Below are 17,073 nucleotides of genomic sequence, written 5' to 3'. Positions count from 1 at the left end.
TACCAGAAGGGGGAGCCTGCTGGTAGCCCTAATCAGTCTTTAAGGGGAATAAAGAAGGATTAAAGGTGCGCTTTTAACAAGAGGCTAACGGCATTTTGATCTTGTCCATCGGTACCAAATTGATTGGTCCAATAGGAGTATTCAACACCCACTTTGACCTTGTTTTGAGTCCCTAACATAGGGCCAATGTTGTAAGTGATTTGAGGTGTGAAATTCATGCTGTCTTCAGTCGAATCATTATCACTGTTAAAGGCATAATCCATAAATCCATCAATGGCAAAGTTACCTTGGCTATAGCCAAAAACCAAGGTGAGCTGATAGTCTTTTGAGTTACCGTAATATTCTTCATTGTTCGCCATGTATACCGTCGCGCTAGCGAAGTCTAGGCCAGGTACATTTAAGTTAGAGCCAATACCAAATAGGTAATTATCTAGGCTTTGCCCGCCTTGGGTGGTACCAAACTCATAGGTGAATGCTGCGTTAATGTCCTTAAAAAAACCATCATCACTTAATTTTGTTAAGGTGTAAGCTGGGCTGAATTCACCGTAAGATTCCGAATAAGAGCCACCTTTGTGACGGTCTTGGAAGAAAAAGAGACTGCCCCAACTGTGACCGGACACATGCTCTAGTGTCATGGTGGTGATGTCTTCATCGGTAAATTCATAATCATCGCCATTTAAGATGGAGATACTGGTATCAGACCAGAATTGCTCTGCTTGAGCTGGGATAGAAATGAGTGAGGCCGTAGCCAATGTGATGAGTGCTTTTTGCATGGAAAAACTCCGTTATATGATTAAATCTTTGGTTAATTTATTTTTATTTTTTCTGATAAACGACCTAACTTTAAAAGCTGTACGATCGTTCAGATTTATTCAGAAGACCCATGCATGCTAGCTTTGAGCGAGGTTAGTAACAACGATTAAAGATTTCATAAGGTGAGTAATGGGGGGTTTTAGCTTGGTAAATATTCATGCTAAAACCAAAGTGGATAATAAATTTTCAATTTTAATAATGTTGAAATTAATGGTCTTTTTCTTGTGTTTTTATGGGGTTAGCGAGCGTCCATGAAAATGACTAAAAAGACAGGAATAGCCCTGAAAAAACGACCAAGATTGGTTTAAAAAAAGATCAATATTTTTTCAATAAAAGGCTTGAATGCCATTTTTGGGTGCTAGATGTTGGCATTTAATATTGAGATTTAGCCGTGTCTTGTTTGATTTTTTTCCGCTATTTTCTATTCATTGCTAACCACAAAAAAGGCTAACCCAATGGCTAGCCCCTTTTTATTTGTGATGCTACAACTTCATTATTTCGCTAATTGAGCGGCATCTTTTTTCTGTTTATCAAAGTACTCTCGGGTTAGCTGGAATACCACAGGGCTCAATACTATGATTGCGATCAAGTTAGGTAAGGCCATCATAGCGTTTAGTGTATCTGCCAGTAACCAAACAAAATCAAGACTTAATGTCGCACCCACTGGGATAGCAAGCACCCAAAGTATGCGATAAGGCTTGATGGCTTTCACGCCAAGTAAAAACTCAATACAACGCTCTCCATAGAAAGACCAGCCTATGATAGTCGTGAAAGCAAATATAGCTAGAGATATAGCTACAAGGTAGTTACCTATGCCAGGTAGTGCTTGAGCAAAAGCGGCTGAGGTGAGTGCAGCACCAGAAGTACCGCTTGTCCAAAGACCAGAAGACACAATCACAAGACCCGTAATAGTACAGATTAGGATGGTGTCTAGGAAAGTACCTAGCATAGCAACCAGACCTTGGCGAACAGGGTCTTTAGTTTGAGCGGCAGCGTGAGCAATTGGCGCAGAACCAAGACCGGCTTCGTTCGAGAACACACCACGAGCGACACCAAAACGAATCGCAGCCCAAACAGCCGCACCGGCAAAACCACCTTCAGCGGCATGACCTGTGAAAGCACTTTCAAGGATTAAAGACATAGCAGGCCCAATTTGGTCCGCGTTTGTCGCAAGAACAATCAGTCCAGCAATGATATAAGCAACAGCCATAACAGGAACAAGTGCACCTGCTACAGAACCAATTCGCTTAATACCACCCATTAATACGGCACCGACAAGCACCATGATGATAAGGCCAGTCACAAGCGGCGGCACAGAGAAGTTGGTTTCGATTACTTGGGCGATAGAGTTTGACTGCACACCGTTACCAATACCAAAACCAGCAATGGCGCCGAAGATAGCAAAGGTGGTGCCTAACCAAACCCAGTTTTTACCCATACCGTTTTTGATGTAGTACATAGGGCCACCGACATGGTTACCTTCTTCATCAACTTCTCGGTATTTTACCGCAAGTACGGCTTCTGCATACTTGGTTGCCATGCCGACTAATGCCGTCATCCACATCCAAAATAGCGCGCCTGGGCCCCCTAAAAATACGGCGGTGGCAACACCGGCAATATTACCTGTACCCACTGTGGCTGCCATGGCTGTCATCAAGGCTTGATAAGGAGGGACTTCACCCTCATTTTCTTCACCTTTTTCTGCCTTGGTGCCCCCTGCAAGTAGCTTAAAGCCTGTGCCCAGTTTCAAAATTGGCATGAGCTTTAAGCCTATGCTCATAAAGAAACCTACGCCAAGAATGAGGATAAGCATTGGCCATCCCCAGACTATGCCATTAACTGTGCCGATAAAATTTGTTAAAGCTTCCATCGAAAGAACTCCAGATATTGTTTTTTTTGTGTTTATGGGTGTTCGCTAAGTGCTTTTATAAGTCGAAAAGTACGTGAGTGTGCTTTTCTAAGGTGGGTGCGAATAAGCGATTTAAGCCAAGTTTGGAATCTTTTGAGAAGCAGCAACACAGGGTGAGCCTTTTTCAAAAAGTCCCAAAATACCTTGTGATCACCTTGGTTTAGTAAAATTTGGCCGCACTGATCCCGTACACGAAAAAAGTGCAAAAAAATTGGTCTAAAAGGGTGTCTCTACAAAATTAGGCTTGAAAACGAGTTCGCATCTTCCTTAAGTGCGCCGTGCTATGTCTAGGTAGTTTTGATACTCCTCCTGTGGAACAAATGAACCGCCAGTTAACCAGGCGATATGAGTGGATTTGTCTAGTTTGTCTGCTAGATTATGCTTGGCTAAGTAGACTTGCCCTTTCTCACTGGTTAGAAATTGTGGGCCAAGGCAAGCAATCGCAGCAGAAGGCTCGACTTCAATTTTTTCATTTTCTTTTAGCGCTAACAGAGATTGGTAGAGTGCTTGATCTGTTGCTGTATAAACGCCAGATAAAAGGTGTCGCGTCGCATCACATACCCATTGAGAGGCTGTTCCTACCGCCAGTCCGTCGGCATCTGTGTTAATACTTAACCCCATTTCTTTAACATGAATTGGGTGAGAGTTTTGAGTGCCTGCCATACCTAATAACATGCAAGGGGCTTGCACTGGCTCGGCAAAGAAACAATGCACATCTTCCCCAAATAAGCTCTTTAAACCAAAGGTGATGCCGCCGGGTGCGCCACCAACCCCTGCGGGTAAATAAACAAACAAAGGGTGTTCACTATTGACTTCAATGCCTTGATCATCGAGTTGAGCTCTGAGTCTTAACGCCGCTACCGCATAACCCATAAAGAGATGGCTTGAATTTTCATCGTCAACAAAATAACTAAAGGGGTCTGCATCCGATTCAGCACGACCCGCAGCCACTGCCGCGCCATAATCCGCTGTATGTTCGATAACAGTGACGCCACGCTTTCTCAGCCTTTCTTTTTTCCATTCCTTGGCATCAGATGACATATGTACCACAGCGTTAAAGCCAAGTGCATTGGCCATAATGCCAATACTTAGGCCGAGATTACCGGTACTACCCACAGCAATGGTATAGCGCTCGAACACGTCACGAGCTGGTGGTTCTGCTAGGGTTTTGTAATCAAAGTTTTGCTCATTTATGATGCCATTTTTAACCGCTAGGCTTTCGGCAAAATGCAGTACTTCGTGAATGCCACCACGGGCCTTAATCGACCCAGCGACGGGCAATTGGTGGTCTGCTTTGTAATATAAATGAGGCTTATCTTTGTTTGTGTTTTGGCTTGCTAGAAGAGGGGATTCAATTAAACCATTAAAGCTTTCTAGTTCTGGAAAAAGGCGCGCTAGCAAGGGGGCAAAGCGCGCTAACCTAGCTTCAGCAGCAAACAGTTCTTTACGGCTTGGTGTCACGGATGGCGTAATGGTTTTTTTAAATGCCGCGTTTAACCAAAGTAGTGGTTCGGCATTTTTAATCTTAACTTTTTCTTCATCTGTAATATTTAGTACTGCCATAATGTGTCCGAATTCGTTAACATTTGAGCGTCATTATGTTTTGCGATGTGAACGAAAACAAATGATACTTTCTTAAAAGGGGTTTAGTTATACTAAACAAGTTTTCTATTATAGGTGATTGAATGACCAAGTTGAACGCAAGAACATTCTCTTCTTTAGTTTATTTTGAGGCCAGTGGCCGGTTATTAAGCTTTTCGGCGGCAGGTAAAGAACTCTGTGTCACAACTGGGGCGATTAGTCAGCAAATTAGAAAGCTGGAAGAGCAATTGGGCTTTAAACTATTTCAACGTCAACCCAGTGGCATTGTGCTCACTCAGGAAGGTAAAGAGATGCTGAATGTGACACAGCAATCTATTGAATCCGTGGAAATGGTCATACGCAGATTGCAGGCCAAGCTTTCAGATAATGTTGTCAGGCTCAAATCAACACCATCCTTTGTTTTTAAATGGTTAATTCCTAAGTTGCAAGAGTTCAATTTAGAATATCCTCATATCAAGGTGGAAACCTATGCGGATGAGGCATTGCTGGAACTTGCAGGGGCCGATTTTGATATCGCCATTGACTATGGTGATGGCCAATATGAAGGTTTTACTTCAAACCTCTTGGTGAAAGAAACTCTCTTGCCCGTGATCAGTCCTGAATATATGAAACAGGCAAATTGGCGGGAGAAAAACACCTTAAAAGATGCCTCTTTGTTACATGATGCCATGCCTTGGATCGATGCTGAACGAGATGCAGAATGGCGGTTTTGGTTAGATCAAACCAAGCTGCCAGGTATTGATAGCACCAAGGGCCACTTTTTTAACCGTTCATATATGGCCATTGCGGCGGCGGAAGCGGGTTTGGGCATTGCTTTGGCAAGAGCATCCCAAGTGGGTGAAGAATTAAAAAATGGTCGCCTGATTGCGCCTTTTAATGGCGTGCCATCTTGTTGTGATTACTACTTGCTGATCCCGAAAAAAGGCCGAGCGAATATTCATGCTTATGTATTAAAAAACTGGTTATTAGAGCATGTCGATATGAACCAAGAGGTTAAAGTGCTTGACCCCAGTGTTAAATAATCGGCATCGGCTGTGTTATCTATATTGTCGCTTCAAACTTAGAAATAATTGCGTCAATAAACAATTGAACCGCTTGTGTTCTTAATTGGCTTGGGGGACGAACAATATAAATACCTCCTTCTCTCAGCTTCCAGTTAGGTAATAGTTCTTGCAGGACCCCTGCTTTTAAGTCTTTTTTGACGGTAAAATCAGGTAAAACACCAAAATACTGGCTGGTAAGCAAGGCTTCTCTAATGGCTAAGGTGGTATTGAAGCTAAGGTTTGTGGTGAGTTCGACTTCGGTACTTTGCTCTTTTGTTCCCCTGCTAGCTTGATGGATGAAGGTTCGAGTTGAGCGATCAATCACATCATAAGCGGTAAAGGGAAGTGAAGATAAGTCTTTCGGGGTTTTAGGTGCCCAGTTTTTTGCAAATGCTGGGGTAGATAACGCGACTTCACGAAAGCTTCCTATCTTTCTTGCGCGATTAGAGGAATCTTGTAACCAACCCACTCTAAAGGACAAATCATAGCGCTTAGCCACTATGTCTTTGACTTCGTCACTTAAATTTACCTCAATTTTAACTTTAGGATATTTAGCACAAAACTGTGTGATGATAGGCGCCAGTTGAAATATCCCTAAATCAATTGGCGATGTTAGCCTAATTAGTCCGCTGGGCTCGTGACTGTCTTCTGCCGCTGTATCAAAGGCATGTTGCGCATACTTAAGGGCTTCTTTACTGCGAGTATAAAAGGCTTCACCTGTTTTAGTGGCATGTAAATGACGCGTGTTTCTCACCACTAAACTCACACCAAGCTCTTCTTCTAAAAGCTGTAACTGTTTACTGACAACCGCTTTGCTTAACCCTAGCCTTTCAGCCGCAGCTGTTATGGTTTTTTCTTCAATAATGGCAACGAAATAAGTCAGGCGATTTAAATTATATTTGGTATTTGTATTCATTGTAAGTAAAAAGCTAACACAGTTTATTGGTAATCAATCTATCACGAACACTCCTTGGCTTGTATAGTTTTTCTAGCTTATTGCTGTTCGATCCTTTGTTAAGTCTTAAAACGAGCCGTTAGATTTAAGGTCTCAGCAGTAATTTAAGCAAGACGTTAAGCAATGAAAAAAGATTTTAAACCTTACATATTAAGCATTAAGGAGTATATCTCGTGATTACACTTTACGGACATCCTATATCGGGCAATAGCCATCGCGTGGCAAATTTTTTAAGTATTCTAGGAGTGGAATTCTCTGAGAGATTAGTCGATCTAGCAGAAGGGGAGCACAAATCCGCTGAATACTTAGCTATAAACCCGCTAGGCCAGGTGCCTGTCTTAAGTCATGACTCTGTCACCTTGAGAGACTCTACTGCCATATTGATTTATCTTGCCCGCACCTTTGATAAAACCAACACTTGGTGGCCAGAAGATGCATTAACTCAAGCCAAGATTCAGCAATGGTTATCGGTTGCAGTGCATGAAGTGATGAATGGTCCTTTTGTGCTTCGCGCAATACAGCTTTTTGGCATGCCAGCAGACGAAGCACAAGCAAGAGAAAAAACTGAAAAACTCTTTGGCGAGCTGTTTGAGCCTCATTTGAAAGAGACAAAGTGGTTGGTGGGAGAGACTCCGTCGATCGCTGATATTGCCTGCTATAGCTATATTGCCCGAGTTAATGAAGGCAACTTTAGCCTTGATGCTTACCCAGCGATTCAGCAATGGTTGCGCAACATCGAAGCCATTGAAGGCTTTAAACCTATGATGCACGCCGGTAACTAAAGTCAGTAATAAGGGGGCACTATGTTTATTAAAGGGCGAAATGAAACGTCTATGACAGATAAGAATACTGGCAAATTCCCATATCATCAGGGCGAATTAGCCGCTCAAGATAAAGCGGGCACCCGTGGCGCCGCGTCTGAATTAGCTGCAGGTAAGCGCAGTGCCCTCAATTTTTTAGCTAACCATGATGCGTTTTTGGCTGCTCAGTCATTTGCAGCGATGAGCAGTGTGGACTTGAATACGGGGAATGTCTGGGTAACCCCCTTGTTTGCAAAAGCAGGGGATCTTAGGGCTGTTACTGAAAACGAAATTGTTATTTCGCCCCATAGTATTCCCGACAATGATGTGCTCAATACGGTTGAATCAGGCACACCATTTTCCTTATTAGGTATTGATCTCAATAGACGGATTCGACATCGCATTAATGGCGTGGCACTGGGCTTTGAAGATAATCGTTTTGAAGATAGTAGCTTTGAAAATAATAGCTTTGAAGATAATGACGATAGAGGTAATAACGACAGAGGCCTTCATCTTCAGGTAAATGAATACACACCTAACTGCCCAAAATACATTAACCGCAGAGAAATCATTCTTGATGCGAGCAATGCTGAATCCATCAATAGGAAGGCGAAGAGAGAAGAGCGCACAAGTCTAACAGAAGATGACCAAGGCTTTATTCAAGCGATGGATACCTTATGGATTGGCAGTTATGCGCCAGATATTGGGGCAGACTGTAATCACCGTGGGGGTAAACCTGGGTTTATTCGAGTGACTTCTCCAACCACCATTGAATGGCCAGAGTATCGCGGGAATGGCATGTTTTTTACTTCGGGTAATTTGGAAGTCAATGACAGAGCTGGTGTCACTTTGGTGGATTTCGAAACGGGTAGCATGATTCAAATGACAGGTCGTGCGCTGGTGGACTGGAAGCATGATGGCCGCTATGAAGGGGCATCTAGAGCCATTGTTTTCCATATAGAGCGTTTAGTACGAACGGATAATGTAACGAGCCATAGGTGGAAGCGATTGGATTATTCTCCTTACAACCCTGTCGTTGCTGACAGTGATGGTACGGGCAAGGATAGTACAGGCAATGACAGTGCTATCAATGACACTGCTATTAATCACTCAGAATGTCCTATGAAGGCGACCTTAGTCAAAATTGTTGAGGAGACAGAAACCGTTAAAACATTTCGTTTTGTGGTCTCACAACGCATTGCTTTTTTGCCGGGCCAATACGCAAGCTTTGAATTTAATAATATTCTAGGAGGGGCTGCCTCAGAAGTGAGGACTTGGACTTTATCCGAGACACCAAATAGCTTAAAGGGCGATAATACGTTAGATATTAGCGTAAAACGTGTGCCAAATGGCTTAGTCACAAACTGGCTGCATGATCATGCCGAGTTAGGTTTAGAGCTTGTATTAACGGGTATTCAAGGTGAAATGACAGCCATCACATTAGATGCTGATACCCAAACGCCCCTTGTACCCGAGCAGCTTCTTTTATTAAGTGCTGGGATTGGCATCACCCCTAATTTAGCCATGGTGAGGGGGATTGGCGCTTTTTCATTACAAGATAAAACCAAGGTGACAATGATTCATGTGGAGAGGTATCAGCGCCATCTACTTAGCCATCATGAGCTTGTTCGCCGTTCACACAAGTATCCAGATTTTAGCTACACAAATATTATCACCAGTGAGCAAGGGCGTTTAACCAAAGCGCAATTAGAGGCTTTGGTTCCAAATCCGAAAGAGCAACAAGCCTATGTTTGTGGCCCAGCGTTATTTATGGCGCAGATGACGGAATACTTAGCTTCTATTGGTGTACCTGTCGCAAATATTCATACGGAGGCTTTTGACTTTTAAACGCTTTTAAGGTGGATTTTAAGGTGGATTTTAAGGTGGAGAGGGCTTTTAAGTTAGCCCGTTTCGAATCTTGATAGGTCACTTAACAAGGAATAAACAGCCTTGATCTTTTATTGTTTGATGTTTTCATGCAAAAAAAGAAAGGCTGCTTATTCGTTGGTGTTTCGTCAATTCGTTATGCTTAGCTGGTTAGATAATCATAGCTATCTTAATTAGCCAAATTCCTATCGCTATCTTAATTAGCCAAATTCCTATCGCTATCTTAATTAGTTAGATGGGCATAGCTATCAACAAAACGTTTGTACTTATGCTGTCCACAGGTATAAGCCTGATACTTAGCTGGGTTCTCCTCACTTTGACAGCTTGGTACAACACTCACCTCAGCATCAAAGTCCAGATCGATAAAGAAAGGGATAGAGTAACGCTCTTTACCGCTGGTATTAATCACTCTGTGTAGGGTGGAGATGTATTTATCATTGGTAAATGTCTGTACCAAATCCCCAATATTGACGATAAAAGTATCCTCAACAGGCGGAGCGCTGACCCACTGTCCATCACGGTTTTGTACTTGTAACCCCCCTATATCATCTTGGGATAATATGGTTAGAAAACCATAATCCGTATGGGCACCGATACCGATTTCTTCTTGGCTTATAGGGCCTTCTTGAGGCGGGTAGTGGAGTAACCTTTGAATGGTAATGGGCTTTTGCTGTAGCTTGGCAAAATAGTCTGCCTCTAGATCCAAGCTTAAAGCAATGGCACTGATGAGTTTACGGGATAAGGTCATCATGGCCTCATGATATTGCTCGAAGGTTTGTTTAAATTCAGTTGGATCTTCAGGCATCTGGTTAGGGCCAAAAAAAGGCGACACAGTCTTTTCATTTAAACCAAAATCAAAGCACTCTTTAAAATCACGGGTATTTTCAGGGTCTACATTCTCCCCGTACATAGGAATATAGCCTCTTAGGGTTTGACCCGAATTGACGATATTCAAGGCTTGTTTTTGTGCCAATGGTAAATCGAAAAACGCTTGAGCTTGGTCGTAGGCTTTTTTAACCAGTTGCCTATTAACGCCATGGTTTTTGATATAGAGAAAACCGACATTTTGACAGACATCACCAATCTCATTTGCTACCGCCATAGGGTCGCTACCATCAATGAGTTTAGCAAGGTCAATAATAGGGATTTCATTGAACGAGGTGGACTTACTTTCTAGACGAGAATCGAATTGGCTAGCGGTTGAAATTGACATAATTAAATACCTTCATGGCGTTGTTTTATGTCTTTCAGTGTCGCTGAATCCGAGGCTTCACTTATATAACAAAAGCGAAATATCCTGCTAGTTTAACGATGAATTTACCTGTCTTATCTCAGACGGGCTTTGGTGATATAAGTCCTTGAAACATTTACTGAAATGGCTTTGCGAACTAAAGCCTGTCGCTTGTGCCACCTTGGTTAAACTGAGGTGAGTTTCTTCTATCATTTTCCGGGCTTGTTGTAGGCGTAAACGTAGATAATAACGGCCAGGGCTAATCTGCTCATACTTCTGGAAAACGGTTTCTAGGTTTCTTTGAGTAGTCCCGATTTTATTGGCAAGTGTCGTTATTTGATAAGGGTGGCTAATGTGTTTTTCCATTAACTCTACTGCGGCACCTAAACAAGGTGATTTCATTCTTAGGTTAAGATGACGACGGCTGGTTTGTATCTCTTCACTGCTACGAATGCGTTCAAGTAAGAATTGCTGTGAGGTATTGTGGGCAAAGTCGCGTCCGTGATCTTGGCTAATGAGGTAAAGCAGCATGTCTAATGTGGCCGTACCACCTGCACTGGTCAACAAATTATCTGTCACTGTATAGAGGTTTTCCTGAATCGAAATATCAGGGTAAAGCTCTGTAAATGTGGTTTTGTATTCGGGTACCAAGGTGCAGCTTTTGCCTTGTAATAAGCCTGCTTTGGCAAGAATAAAACTGGCGCAACTGAGCGCCGCGATACGTCCTTTTTTACGGGCGACACTGCGCAATAAACTAAATAGGGCTGGGTTATCGTAATCCGCTGTATTTAGATAACCACAGACAAATATTAGATCGCTATTCTGGCAAAGGTTTAAGTCACCACTGGTTTCAATGGGAACATGGTTTGAGCTGGTGACAGTGGTTTGGTGGTTTGAGCTATGGCTATCGTTATTATTAGAGACATGAGCATGGCAAATTTGATATTGATACACCTCTTCAGCATAAAGCAGATTGGCCACACTTAAGGCCTCAATCGCCAGTGAAAAAGAGGTTAGAGCAAAGCCTGGTAACAAGATAAAACTGACTTTAACCTGTTTCATTTGGGTTCCATCCTGTGTTGTCTTTGCCCTGTATAGCACTTGTTTTTACTATATTGGATTGAGCTTAATTAAACTTATCCATTTTACCGCTTAATATGACTTATTGAGGCATTATTAATGATACTCGCGACAAAATGGTTCTTTTTTATTAGATAGATTAATTGGGACGTTTAACCTAGGGAGACATCAGCTGGTTAAAGAGTGCCTCACAACTCTCTGCCTGTTCTAAGGTATCAAGCGCATTAAGTATCGAGTCCATTCTCCCTTGGCTAAAATTAACTGAAGCAAGCAACTCAAATTTAGCTTTAAACTCGGCTTGGCTCATGGCGGTTTCTGGATCACCTTTTGCTTGAGTAATGGGGCTAGTTAAGCAACGTCCGTCTTTCAGTTGAATACTGACTCTTGAGAGTATTTCTTCTGGAAAACGATCGGATAAATCTTGTGCTTCTGTTATCTCGATCAAACGACTCATTTGCAAGATATCTTCTGCCTGTATGGCATCCCCTGTGACTTCATTTGGGCCGACTTGGCCTCGGCTGATTAATGCGGCCAAAGGAAAAGCTAAACCATACTGGGCTTCATCTGCATTCTTAGGAAAGTGCCCTTGTAAGCGCATGGATTCGTGGAAGGTTTCTACCTTGACGGACTCTATATTGGCTGGCGTAATTTCAGGCGAATGGCGCATCATGCTGGTGACAGCTGTTAGTGCTGGCTGCGCCCAACGACACACGGGCCAAGGTTTGAAGTATTGAGCATCTATTTCCCATCGTGTGCCTAGGTCATGCCAACAATGGCTTAATGTATTTTTTTCCACGGTTTCAGCAGGCGCACCAGTGATACCTGCTTGTGCCATGAATAAGGCATTCACACCCGCATAAGCGCCAGCGCCATGGGCATCTCGTAACATAGAAGGAAAATCTACTAGACGCATCATGGGGCAACGGGGCCCAAAATACTCAGCGATACCTAACGCATGTTTGAATTCTGCTTGGTTTAAGCCTAATAATCTTGCCCCGCCGCAGACGACCCCTAAACCCGAAAAAGCCCCAGAGGCATGATATTCAGTGGCACTGTCCATCAAGGCAACACCAGCTCTTAATGCTGTTTCATAGGCGATGGTTACCGCGACTAAAAATTCCTCGCCAGTGATGCTTCTACCTTGCTCATGACAAGCATCGGCTATAGCAAGGAGGGCTGGAATAACCGTCGCACCCGCATGGCCTTTAGAAGTAAAGTGACCTTCGTGGGCATCAAGGCTGTCGGCACTAAAGCCGCCTGCCCAAGCCGCACCTAATGGACTAACATGGCGGCCATCAAATAATAGACGACAGCTTAATATATTGGCTGGGTAATGTTCAGCCGCAAAGTGACGAATAGTGTCACTGGTTTGGTTGTTCTTAGCGCCAGCAAGGACACCGACAATGTCAATTAAAGAGGTTTTGATCAGAGCGCGCGTTTTGTTGGGTACCTGATGAAACTGCAAGCTTTGGACAAAATTAAATAACAGCATGTTGAAAATCCAAGAGTATACGAGAGGGAAGAGTGCCTTCCATGGCTAATTGAGATTAACGCCCAGTGAATAGCGCTAAACTAACTTAGAGCTGGTTAAATTGTTTAAGCACAGCATCATAGGTGCCATTGGTTTGAATCTTGATGAAGCCTGCATTAAAGTCATCGCGAATTTTTTCTGCATTGGCAATTTTCTTAGAAATCATAATGTAGAGGTCATTCTTTTCGATGGGTGGCTGCACCATAGCGAAGTCACTAGGCTCAAGGCCGAGTTTACTCGCAGCGCTTTTAGCAACGCTCAGGTTGTCGGCAAAGAGGTTAATTTGCCCATTTTGTAAGGCTTGGATGCCATCTTCAGTGCCTGCAAACCCTTGTAGCTTCTCAAAAGGGAATGAGTCAAAACTCTGGCCGACCACAGCCCCTTCAATCTTGCCTATCTTGTATTGGTTAAGCATTTCATAGGAGGAGTAAAAATCTAGCTCTAAGTTTTTATGTTTAATTACCCCGGAAAAGACAGAATAGATAGGGATAGAGACATGGTAATCTTGAGCCCGTTCATCTGAGTAAAATGCGCCCACTAATACGTCTTTTTCTCCTTCTTTTACTTGTCTCATAGCGTCTGTCCATTGGGCGAACTCAAGCTCACTTTGATAACCTGATGCCTTGAAAGACTCATTGACTATGACTGAAATAAAGCCACCCTGTTCTAGGTTATCCCCATAATAAGGCGCCCAGTTGGTGGTGGTTAAAGAAACATTTTGAGCATAAGAGAAACTGGTAAGGCTTAGGCCTAATGCGATTGTTGCCATGGTTAAGGTTTTCAAACTTGTACCTCGCTTTGCAATCTGAATGTGTGTGTTTATGGTCGAAACAGTGAGTACTAAAGTGTTGCCCCAAAGACTCATTTTTAATCAAGTCGTCCTTGGGGCTAATGCTTTTATTTGATAGGTAAAACTACATCGCAGTGCGGGCCGCTTCTAACCAACTGTCGTATTTAGCTTGGTTAGCCGAGATCCATTCTTGGGCATGGCGTTTAATGTCTTTCATAGACTTCTCGCCATTTTGCATTTTAAGGTTTTGTGCGCTTTCATCACTGGCACTGATTTGGACTAAAGATAAGAATTTAGTCGCTGCTGGGTTTTCTTCGGCAAAGTCCTTATTCAAAATAGATTGAATTTGGTCGACCGCGAAGCCTAGGTTTTTACCATTAAAACTAGTGTTAACTGAGTTGTTGCCATCTGGTAGATCGGTTTGTGGCACTTCTAACCAAACTACGTCTTCATTTTCGACTAGCACGCCCGCAATCCACTGAGGCACCCAAGTGTAATAAAGAATAGATTGGCCTTCGTTGTAACGTGTGATGGTATCTGCCATAAGGGCAAAGTAGGAACCACGGTTGTGATTGACGGTATCACCTAGGCCATAAGCTTCTATATGATGGTCGATAACAAGTTCACAACCCCAACCTGGGTTACAACCTGTTAAGTCTGCTTTACCATCATCATCTGCATCAAAAAGCTTAGCAATTTCAGGTTTTTTCAGATCGGTTAGTTGAGTGATATTGTGCTTTTCAGCGGTTTTCTTATCGATGAGATAACCTTGCAATACACCAGGGATCACATTACCTGCTTTGACTAAGGTGTCATCACCGCCGGCTTTTTTGTAGAAGGTTTTATGTAATTCTTCCCACGCATGTACACTAAAATCTGCATCGCCGTATGAAAGCGCCAGCATCAAGGTGGCGTATTCTGTTTCTTTTGGCTCTTCAACTTCATAGCCAAGTGCTTCTAGACCGGCAATGGCAATTTCACCACGAAAGCGTTCTTCCGCAATGGTTGGGAAGATAGGCGTAATTTCTACCCCTTTACCCGGCATTGCCTCTGCTGCAGAAGCGATACTCGACATTGTCAGGGCAGAAAAAGAAGCGGCTGCTGTCAATGAGAATAAGGTTTTAGAAAGTGCTTTTAAGCGTGATTGCATCATGGTCAATTCCTCGTTATGTTTTTTTAGTGAGAATCTATTGAAAGACTGTTTGCTATTACTTAAGCGAATCTTTTATTTAGTGCTCTCTATTTAGAGAGCAGGCTGCGATAAGCGCGAACTAAGGCGCCGATAGGGCCTGTTTCATACCATTGTTGGGTATGACTAATCCTGGCTCGCTCACCCATTGCCTGAGTAAGGCGGTCAAGGAAGATGGCAAGCAGTACCAAGCCAACACCGCCAACCGTGGCAAGGCCCATATCAAGACGGCCAATGCCGCGTAATACCATTTGTCCTAAGCCACCTACCGCTATCATGGAAGCGATCACCACCATAGACAGGGATAACATTAAGGTTTGGTTAATGCCGGCCATAATGGTGGGTGTTGCCAGTGGTAGTTGGATCTTGAGTAGCATTTGCTTAGGGGTGCAACCAAAGGCACGGGCTGCTTCTATCTTGTCTTCTGGCACTTGGCGTATGCCTAAGTTTGTCAGCCTCACTAAAGGTGGAAGCGCGAAAATAATGGTGACTAGAACACCAGGTACGTTACCGATACCGAAAAGCATGACCACAGGGACTAGGTATACAAAGGCAGGTAAGGTCTGCATGGCATCCAGTACAGGTCTCACAAGACGTTCTACCCTGTCACTACGGGCTGAAAGAATGCCGAGAGGAACGCCAATCACCACACAGAAGAAGAGGGCGGTTAACACCAAAGAAAGGGTTGTCATTGACTCAGCCCAAACACCGATTAAGCCCAGTATTGTCAGCGTGATAGCGCAGAATAGCCCCATTTTTTTACCGGCAACTTGCCAGCCTAAAAGGGAAGAGAGAATAATACCGATTAAAGGTGGAATGGATTGCAACATAGTTTCTATCAGGTCGAGTACCTGATCGATTGGCCAACGAATCGAACGGAAAAAGCCACGGAAGTTTTGAACTAAATAGTTGAGTACCGTTTCTACCCATTCCCCTAATGGGACACTGAGAAACTGAAAGGGATCTAATAGGTTAAATTCAGACATTCTAATTTACCTTACATTTATCATTATGATGAAACTTAACGTGTGAGCATCGAATTAGTGGCTCAAGGTCTTAAGCATTAGGTCTTTGGAAATCACGCCGCAGAAGGTGCCATTGCGCTCTATCACAGGCACTGGGTAGTCAGAATGAGCCACTTTCTTCATCACATCGCTGATCATGTCGTCACTATAAACAGACGCATGTTGCTCTAGCTGTTGTGCTAATAAAGTGCCGGCACTGGCTTGGTTATCAATGCTTTTTAGTGGTACCACACCTAATAGGCTTTCCTTATCATCGACTAGATACGCAAACTGATTGTCGCCCGCGTCAAATGGATGAACACTGCCGTTTAGTTGAATCTTACAAGCACTTTGCTGGCAGGCAATATCGCCTGCTTTGAGAATCTTGCTGACATCGACCCCTTTAAAAAAAGTCTCCACATATTCATTTGCAGGGTTGCGCATAATTTCTTCTGGTGTGCCTATCTGTACCACTTGGCCGCCTTCCATAATGGCAATGCGATCACCAATACGAATGGCTTCGTCTAGGTCATGGGAGATAAAGACGATGGTGCGAGACTGTTCTTTTTGCAGGCGAATTAGCTCCCCTTGCATTTCATGTCTAATAAGGGGGTCAAGGGCTGAAAACGCCTCATCCATTAGCAATATGGTGGGATCATTCGCTAGGGCGCGGGCTAGGCCGACCCTTTGTTGCATACCGCCAGACAGTTGATGCGGGTAGCTATCGCCAAGCTGACCAAGGCCAACTTGGTCTAACGCCGTTTGTGCTCTTTTATGCCTTTCTTTCTTTTCAACCCCTGATATTTCTAGTCCAAAAGCCGCGTTGTCGATCACGGACATGTGAGGCATGAGTGCGAAAGATTGAAACACCATGCTCATTTCCTGACGGCGAACATCCAGTAAGCCCGCATCTCCAAGGGCGGTAATGTCTTTTCCGTTGAGTTTGATGCTGCCTGAAGTGGGCTCAATAAGGCGGTTTAGCAAACGTACCATGGTGGATTTACCTGAACCGGATAAACCCATGATGACGAAAATCTCCCCTTTCTTGACTGAGAAGCTAGCGTCAAACACACCCACGGTCTGACCTGTCTTTTCGAAAATTTCATCTTTATGTGCGCCGTTTTGTAACATTTGCATGGCAGTATCTGGTTGTTCACCAAATACCTTGTATACATTGTTGATCGACAGGATATCTGTGGTGTCTGTCATCGTGCCCTCTGTATTTATGATTATTATTGC

The 17,073-nt window shown here is 43.5% G+C and carries 14 protein-coding genes; 3 read left to right on the top strand and 11 right to left on the bottom strand.

Features of this window, described 5'->3' with window-relative positions; translation table 11 throughout:
- Nucleotides 1-59: 59 nt before the first annotated feature.
- From MED121_RS08660 to MED121_RS08650, 3 genes are all read right to left on the bottom strand, one after another.
- Complete coding sequence (locus tag MED121_RS08660) at nt 60-773, bottom strand: hypothetical protein (protein ID WP_009833289.1); 714 nt, start codon at nt 771-773, stop codon at nt 60-62.
- A 533-nt stretch (nt 774-1,306) separates the two neighbouring features.
- A complete protein-coding gene (locus tag MED121_RS08655) occupies nt 1,307-2,683 on the bottom strand; it encodes a sodium:alanine symporter family protein (protein ID WP_009833288.1) in 1,377 nt (458 codons plus the stop codon).
- A 306-nt stretch (nt 2,684-2,989) separates the two neighbouring features.
- Entirely contained in the window at nt 2,990-4,285 is a 1,296-nt protein-coding gene (locus MED121_RS08650; RefSeq protein WP_009833287.1) for a D-serine ammonia-lyase, read from the bottom strand.
- 122 nt (nt 4,286-4,407) lie between these two features.
- On the opposite strand from MED121_RS08650, the gene MED121_RS08645 reads away from it, so the two are divergent.
- On the top strand, nt 4,408-5,346 hold the full coding sequence (locus tag MED121_RS08645) for a LysR substrate-binding domain-containing protein (protein ID WP_009833286.1): 939 nt from the start codon (nt 4,408-4,410) through the stop codon (nt 5,344-5,346).
- Between the two features lie 19 nt (nt 5,347-5,365).
- Here MED121_RS08645 and MED121_RS08640 read toward each other — a convergent pair whose 3' ends face one another.
- On the bottom strand, nt 5,366-6,283 hold the full coding sequence (locus MED121_RS08640) for a LysR family transcriptional regulator (RefSeq protein ID WP_009833285.1): 918 nt from the start codon (nt 6,281-6,283) through the stop codon (nt 5,366-5,368).
- A gap of 212 nt (nt 6,284-6,495) precedes the next feature.
- Here MED121_RS08640 and MED121_RS08635 point away from each other — a divergent pair, with 212 nt between their 5' ends.
- Complete coding sequence (locus MED121_RS08635) at nt 6,496-7,104, top strand: glutathione S-transferase family protein (RefSeq protein WP_050764556.1); 609 nt, start codon at nt 6,496-6,498, stop codon at nt 7,102-7,104.
- A gap of 21 nt (nt 7,105-7,125) precedes the next feature.
- Nucleotides 7,126-8,970 (top strand): pyridoxamine 5'-phosphate oxidase family protein, encoded by a 1,845-nt coding sequence (locus MED121_RS08630; protein WP_009833283.1) that lies wholly within the window; start codon nt 7,126-7,128, stop codon nt 8,968-8,970.
- Nucleotides 8,971-9,232: 262 nt separating this feature from the next.
- On the opposite strand, the gene MED121_RS08625 is transcribed toward MED121_RS08630, so the two are convergent.
- From MED121_RS08625 to proV, 7 genes are all read right to left on the bottom strand, one after another.
- On the bottom strand, nt 9,233-10,222 hold the full coding sequence (locus MED121_RS08625; protein WP_009833282.1) for a 2-oxoglutarate and iron-dependent oxygenase domain-containing protein: 990 nt from the start codon (nt 10,220-10,222) through the stop codon (nt 9,233-9,235).
- Between the two features lie 87 nt (nt 10,223-10,309).
- Nucleotides 10,310-11,302, bottom strand: a complete 993-nt coding sequence (locus MED121_RS08620; protein WP_009833281.1) for a GlxA family transcriptional regulator — start codon at nt 11,300-11,302, stop codon at nt 10,310-10,312.
- A gap of 175 nt (nt 11,303-11,477) precedes the next feature.
- Nucleotides 11,478-12,812: an MmgE/PrpD family protein gene (locus MED121_RS08615; RefSeq protein ID WP_009833280.1), complete on the bottom strand. Its 1,335-nt coding sequence runs from the start codon at nt 12,810-12,812 to the stop codon at nt 11,478-11,480.
- Between the two features lie 85 nt (nt 12,813-12,897).
- Nucleotides 12,898-13,635: a transporter substrate-binding domain-containing protein gene (locus tag MED121_RS08610; protein WP_036180060.1), complete on the bottom strand. Its 738-nt coding sequence runs from the start codon at nt 13,633-13,635 to the stop codon at nt 12,898-12,900.
- 130 nt (nt 13,636-13,765) lie between these two features.
- A complete protein-coding gene (gene proX, locus MED121_RS08605) occupies nt 13,766-14,794 on the bottom strand; it encodes a glycine betaine/L-proline ABC transporter substrate-binding protein ProX (RefSeq protein WP_009833278.1) in 1,029 nt (342 codons plus the stop codon).
- A gap of 86 nt (nt 14,795-14,880) precedes the next feature.
- Entirely contained in the window at nt 14,881-15,816 is a 936-nt protein-coding gene (gene proW, locus MED121_RS08600) for a glycine betaine/L-proline ABC transporter permease ProW (protein WP_009833277.1), read from the bottom strand.
- A gap of 54 nt (nt 15,817-15,870) precedes the next feature.
- Nucleotides 15,871-17,043, bottom strand: a complete 1,173-nt coding sequence (proV, locus tag MED121_RS08595; protein WP_009833276.1) for a glycine betaine/L-proline ABC transporter ATP-binding protein ProV — start codon at nt 17,041-17,043, stop codon at nt 15,871-15,873.
- Nucleotides 17,044-17,073 lie beyond the last annotated feature (30 nt).

It is taken from the genome of Marinomonas sp. MED121 (genome assembly GCF_000153025.1).
Classification (GTDB): Bacteria; Pseudomonadota; Gammaproteobacteria; order Pseudomonadales; family Marinomonadaceae; genus Marinomonas.
Note: the sequence above shows the minus strand (reverse complement) of the source record. Positions and strands in the feature narration are given on the sequence as shown.

Excerpts from the sequence above, each read along its gene's own strand:
- MED121_RS08660 (WP_009833289.1), bottom strand. The coding sequence starts at position 773 with ATGCAAAAAGCACTCATCACATTGGCTACGGCCTCACTCATTTCTATC.
- MED121_RS08655 (WP_009833288.1), bottom strand. The coding sequence starts at position 2,683 with ATGGAAGCTTTAACAAATTTTATCGGCACAGTTAATGGCATAGTCTGG.
- MED121_RS08650 (WP_009833287.1), bottom strand. The coding sequence starts at position 4,285 with ATGGCAGTACTAAATATTACAGATGAAGAAAAAGTTAAGATTAAAAAT.
- MED121_RS08645 (WP_009833286.1), top strand. The coding sequence starts at position 4,408 with ATGACCAAGTTGAACGCAAGAACATTCTCTTCTTTAGTTTATTTTGAG.
- MED121_RS08640 (WP_009833285.1), bottom strand. The coding sequence starts at position 6,283 with ATGAATACAAATACCAAATATAATTTAAATCGCCTGACTTATTTCGTT.
- MED121_RS08630 (WP_009833283.1), top strand. The coding sequence starts at position 7,126 with ATGTTTATTAAAGGGCGAAATGAAACGTCTATGACAGATAAGAATACT.
- MED121_RS08625 (WP_009833282.1), bottom strand. The coding sequence starts at position 10,222 with ATGTCAATTTCAACCGCTAGCCAATTCGATTCTCGTCTAGAAAGTAAG.
- MED121_RS08620 (WP_009833281.1), bottom strand. The coding sequence starts at position 11,302 with ATGAAACAGGTTAAAGTCAGTTTTATCTTGTTACCAGGCTTTGCTCTA.
- MED121_RS08615 (WP_009833280.1), bottom strand. The coding sequence starts at position 12,812 with ATGCTGTTATTTAATTTTGTCCAAAGCTTGCAGTTTCATCAGGTACCC.
- proX (WP_009833278.1), bottom strand. The coding sequence starts at position 14,794 with ATGATGCAATCACGCTTAAAAGCACTTTCTAAAACCTTATTCTCATTG.
- proW (WP_009833277.1), bottom strand. The coding sequence starts at position 15,816 with ATGTCTGAATTTAACCTATTAGATCCCTTTCAGTTTCTCAGTGTCCCA.
- proV (WP_009833276.1), bottom strand. The coding sequence starts at position 17,043 with ATGACAGACACCACAGATATCCTGTCGATCAACAATGTATACAAGGTA.